Below are 4,427 nucleotides of genomic sequence, written 5' to 3'. Positions count from 1 at the left end.
AGCGTGGTGCGAGCATCGGACCGCTCGTTTCAGGTCAAGTGGACCGAGACCGCCTATGAGCGTGGCACCGAGGCGGGAACGTCGCGCTGGACCGCGATCCTCACGATCGTGATCAAGCCACCGAGCGACGCCGATACGCTCCGCCGGAATCCACTCGGCGTCTATGTCGATGCGGTCGATTGGAGCCGCGAGCTTGATCCGCCGACGCCGCCACGACGATCCGCGCCCCCGGTTCCTGGGGCGCCAGCAGCGGCCAACTCTGCTGCGGACACGCCCCTTGATCCCAATCTCGCTGCGCCCGCGCAGCCCGCCTCGGAGTCACACCAATGACCTTCATCCTTGCCGTTTCGGCTATCGCCCTCGCGACCGCTCCAGCATCCGGCCAGTTCGTCGCGTCTCCGAAGGTGCCGCCTCCTGTCGCCGCGCCCGCCAACGCACCGGCTTCGAAGTCCCCAATCAATCGCGTCCGCATTAAACGTCCGATCAACCCCAACGTGGTGCGCTTCGCCGCTGCCAACAGGGCGGCGACGCAGCAACCTCAGGCGCAGGGGTTCGTGAACGCCGTGCAGGTCTTTCCCTTTACTGATGGCGCGATCTACCAGGTCTACACCGCGCCGGGCGCGGTGACGGACATCGCCCTCCAGCCCGGCGAAAGCCTCGTCGCCGTTGCTGCGGGCGACACCGTGCGCTGGGTCATCGGCGACACGACGAGCGGCAGTGGCACGGAGAAACGCACGCATATCCTGGTGAAGCCTTTTGCTTCGGGTCTCGCCACCAACCTCGTCGTCACCACCGACCGGCGGAGCTATCACGTCCAGCTTACCGCCACTGCGCGCACCGCGATGGCGGCGCTGTCGTGGACCTATCCGGCGGATCAGTTGATCGCACTGCGCCGAGCTGCCGAGCAGGCCGCGGCGGCAGCGCCGGTTTCGGAGAGGCTATCGGTCGATACCCTTCATTTCAACTACGCCATCAGCGGTGACCAGGCCGCATGGCGGGCCCTTGCGCGCCTTCGACGACGGCCGGCAGACGTTCGTCGAATTTCCGGCGAGCATCGTGGTTGGGGAGGCGCCGCCGTTCTTCATCGTTGGTGCGGGCGGAGAGGCGGAGCTCGCCAACTACCGCGTCCGCGGTCGCTTCTACGTCATCGATCGCATCTTCGATGTCGCCGAACTCAGGCTCGGCACCAAAAAGCAGCAGATCGTCCGCATCAGCCGCGTCGCCGAAAGCGGCGCCTCGCGGACGGGCAAGCACTCATGAGCGAAGACGTCATCACGCCCGCGCCGAAGGTCGATCCCGAGACCTTTGCCATTCGGAGCAAACCCGCCCGCGCGATCCGGTTTCGACGGGGTGTCATCATCGCCATTGCCGCGCTTGGGTCGGTCAGCCTGATGGCGGTGGCCTGGATCGCGCTCAAGCCGCGCGTGTTCAGCGCCGTTGGCGATCGTCAGGAATTGTCTGAACCGAGCAATCGGCCATCAGCCGATGCCCTGAGTGGACTGCCCGCGACTTATGGTGACGCGCCGAAACTTGGACCGCCATTACCCGGAGACCTTGGCCGACCGATCCTCGAGAGCCAGCGCCGGATGGCGATGGAAACCGGCACGGGCAGCGATCCATCGAACAGCCAAGCGGCGCAGGAACGCGAGCGCCAACTCGCCGAACTCAAGGCCGCGCGCGAGTCCGGCGTGCTGGTGCAGGGGCGCACTGCCACTTCGGCACCGAATGTCCCGGACGCGACGGGCACGCCAGCGCCGATCCCGACGCCAGAGGCAAGTCCGGCGCTGAGCCCCGATCATGATCCGAACGCGCAGGGCCGCAAGGCGCAGTTCGTTGGCACGCTCGACCGTTCGGACGATGTCAATCCGCACACGCTGACAGCGGCGCCATCGCCCTATCTGCTCTCGGCGGGGAGCGTCATCTCCGCCAGCCTGATTACTGGGCTTCGTTCCGACCTGCCCGGTCTGGTGACGGCGCAGGTAACGGCCCAGGTGTTCGACAGTCCCACCGGTCGCATCCTTCTCATTCCGCAAGGATCGCGGCTGATCGGCAGCTACGACAGCGTCGTGGCATTCGGGCAGAAGCGCGCGTTGATCGTCTGGCAGCGGATCATGCTGCCCGATGGCAGCTCGCTGACGATCGACAATGTCCCGGCGACCGATGCGTCGGGCTATGCCGGACTCCAGGACCAAGTCGACTTCCACACTTCGGCACTGCTCAAGGGCGTTGCGTTATCCACTTTGCTCGGCGTCGGCTCGCAATTGACGGTTACGGGGGAAAGCGACCTCGTCCAGGCGATCCGGGAATCCACCCAGCAAAATGTTTCGCGCGCCGGCGATCAACTCACGTCGCGCAACCTCAGCATCCAGCCGACAATCACGATCCGGCCGGGCGCGACCGTGCGGCTGGTCGTCCACAAGGATCTCATCCTCGCGCCCTGGAAGACATAGGAGACCGGAAAAATGCCAGACCTCAAGCTCGGGCGCATCCCCGATCGCACCCCCGTTAAGCTGACCATCAGCATCAGCCCGGATCTGAGTGCTGACTTGGCCGACTACGCGACCCTGTACGAAAATGCCTACGGCCAGAAGGAAGCCGTGTCGGACCTGATCCCGTATATGCTTCGCGCGTTCCTCGACAGCGACCGCGGTTTCGCGAAGATGCGGCAAGCCGTTACGAAAAGCTGAGCTATGCGCTCGCCGGATCGTCCCGATGCGCGATCGAGCAAGCACGGTCATCCGGCGATGGAGTGTGCGCGCGAATCTACGCCGACCGCTCCGTTGACGGGCTCCGGTGATACAACGCCATGCCAAATTAGCGCCCAGTCAAATGCCATCGATACCGGTCCTGACCGGCGTTTGATCGAGCTTGTCAGAGCTCTGGCGCGGTGCGCGGCACGCCGATATAGTGCGGACGCTGACAAGGAGCGTGTCCGAGACGGCTCCTGAGGCAAGCAGGAGAACCCTTATGAAGGTTGCCCTCTACGCACGATATTCGAGCGACTCACAGCGCGACGCTTCGATTGCCGACCAACTCCGCGTGTGTCGGGCTCATGCCGAGCGCCAAGGCTGGCGGATCATCGAGGAATATACCGATCACGCCATTTCGGGCGCGTCACTTCTGCGGCCGGGCATTCAGGCGATGATCGCCGATGCCCTGCAGGGCCGGTTTCAGATAGTCCTTGCCGAGGCGATGGACAGGCTCTCGCGCGATCAGGAGGACATCGCCGGTCTCTTCAAGCGCATGGCCTACGGCGACGTGAAGATCATCACACTGTCCGAAGGCGAAGTCACCCAACTCCACGTTGGCCTCAAGGGCACGATGAATGCGCTCTTCCTCAAGGATCTCGCCGACAAGACGCGGCGCGGCCTGCGCGGTCGGATTGAGCAGGGCAAGTCGGGTGGCGGTAATTCCTATGGGTACACCGTCGTGAAGCAGTTCGGCGGTGACGGGGAGGCTGTCCGTGGCGACAGGGCCGTAAATCCCGAGGAAGCGGTGGTCGTCACCCGCATCCTCCAAGATTATGCCGCAGGAAAATCCGCCAAGCGGATCGCCAGCGAGCTCAACCGTGAAGGCATCCGCGCACCGTTGGGTGGCGACTGGGGTTTCAGCACGATCAACGGCAACCCCAAGCGGGGCACAGGAATCCTCAATAACGAACTCTATGTGGGCAAGCTGGTTTGGAACCTGCAACGTTTCGTGAAAGACCCGGTCACGGGAAAGCGACAGGCCCGGCTGAACGAAAGCGATGCGTGGCTGTCGCGTGAAGTGCCGCATCTTCAGATCGTCGATGACGCGCTGTAGGCCGCGGTCAAGGAGCGCCAGCGGACACAGCGCGTCACAAGGCCGGACGGCGCCTGCGGTGACGTAGCGCGGATCAACGAGCGCCGTCGCGCACGCTATCTGCTGTCCGGACTCACACGGTGCGGTCAGTGTGGTGGCGGCTACGCGATGATCTCAGCCGATATGCTCGGTTGCTCGACCGCGCGCAACAAGGGCACCTGCGCCAATCGGCGCAACATCCGCCGTGATGAATTGGAGCGGCGTGTGCTGACCGCGCTTCACAGCCATCTCATGGACCCGGCGCTCTTTGCGGCATTCTGTGACGATTTCACGCGCGAGTTGAACCGGGTCAGCATGGAGGGTGGTGCCGCAATCACACCGGCGCGCGCGGAGATCGACAAACTCGAGCGCGATATCGACGCTACGATAGAGATGATGATCCGCCTGGGGCCGGGCCCATCGACCGATCGCCTTAACGGCAAGGTGGTAAGACTGGAGGCAAGGCAGAAAACGCTAAAGGACTTCGTGGCCGAGGCGAAGGAGCCGCCTGCTCTGCTCCACCCGGAGATGGCGGGCTATTGCCGCCAACAGGTGACCGCGCTGCACGAGCTTCTCGAGCATGGCCCTGAGACAGAGCGGATGAG

The 4,427-nt window shown here is 64.2% G+C and carries 5 protein-coding genes and 3 pseudogenes; all 8 read left to right on the top strand.

Going from position 1 to position 4,427, the window contains the following annotated elements:
- Positions 1-330, top strand: a 330-nt coding sequence (locus EWE75_RS23935) for a VirB8/TrbF family protein (protein WP_248283823.1), incomplete at its 5' end; no start/stop codon positions are given.
- Positions 327-941, top strand: a pseudogene (locus EWE75_RS23930) (TrbG/VirB9 family P-type conjugative transfer protein); the annotation flags it as partial. The gene EWE75_RS23935 and the pseudogene EWE75_RS23930, both read left to right, overlap by 4 nt.
- Before the next feature lie 61 nt (positions 942-1,002).
- On the top strand, positions 1,003-1,260 hold the full coding sequence (locus EWE75_RS26210; RefSeq protein WP_345789408.1) for a TrbG/VirB9 family P-type conjugative transfer protein: 258 nt from the start codon (positions 1,003-1,005) through the stop codon (positions 1,258-1,260).
- The gene (locus tag EWE75_RS23925; RefSeq protein WP_130160545.1) at positions 1,257-2,450 is read left to right on the top strand and encodes a TraB/TrbI/VirB10 family type IV secretion system protein; all 1,194 of its coding nucleotides are present in this window, start codon (positions 1,257-1,259) and stop codon (positions 2,448-2,450) included. Before EWE75_RS26210 ends, EWE75_RS23925 begins: the two co-directional genes overlap by 4 nt.
- A gap of 12 nt (positions 2,451-2,462) precedes the next feature.
- On the top strand, positions 2,463-2,687 hold the full coding sequence (locus tag EWE75_RS23920; RefSeq protein WP_130160544.1) for a DUF2274 domain-containing protein: 225 nt from the start codon (positions 2,463-2,465) through the stop codon (positions 2,685-2,687).
- A gap of 280 nt (positions 2,688-2,967) precedes the next feature.
- Positions 2,968-3,804 (top strand): recombinase family protein, encoded by an 837-nt coding sequence (locus EWE75_RS25385; protein ID WP_206364875.1) that lies wholly within the window; start codon positions 2,968-2,970, stop codon positions 3,802-3,804.
- A 147-nt stretch (positions 3,805-3,951) separates the two neighbouring features.
- A pseudogene (locus EWE75_RS25900) lies at positions 3,952-4,002 on the top strand (hypothetical protein); the annotation flags it as partial.
- 45 nt (positions 4,003-4,047) lie between these two features.
- A pseudogene (locus EWE75_RS25380) lies at positions 4,048-4,427 on the top strand (recombinase family protein); the annotation flags it as partial.

The organism is Sphingomonas populi (assembly GCF_004208535.1).
Taxonomy (GTDB): domain Bacteria; phylum Pseudomonadota; class Alphaproteobacteria; order Sphingomonadales; family Sphingomonadaceae; genus Sphingomonas; species Sphingomonas populi.
The sequence above is the reverse complement of the archived record's forward strand: the minus strand, read 5'-3'. Positions and strand labels throughout refer to the sequence as shown.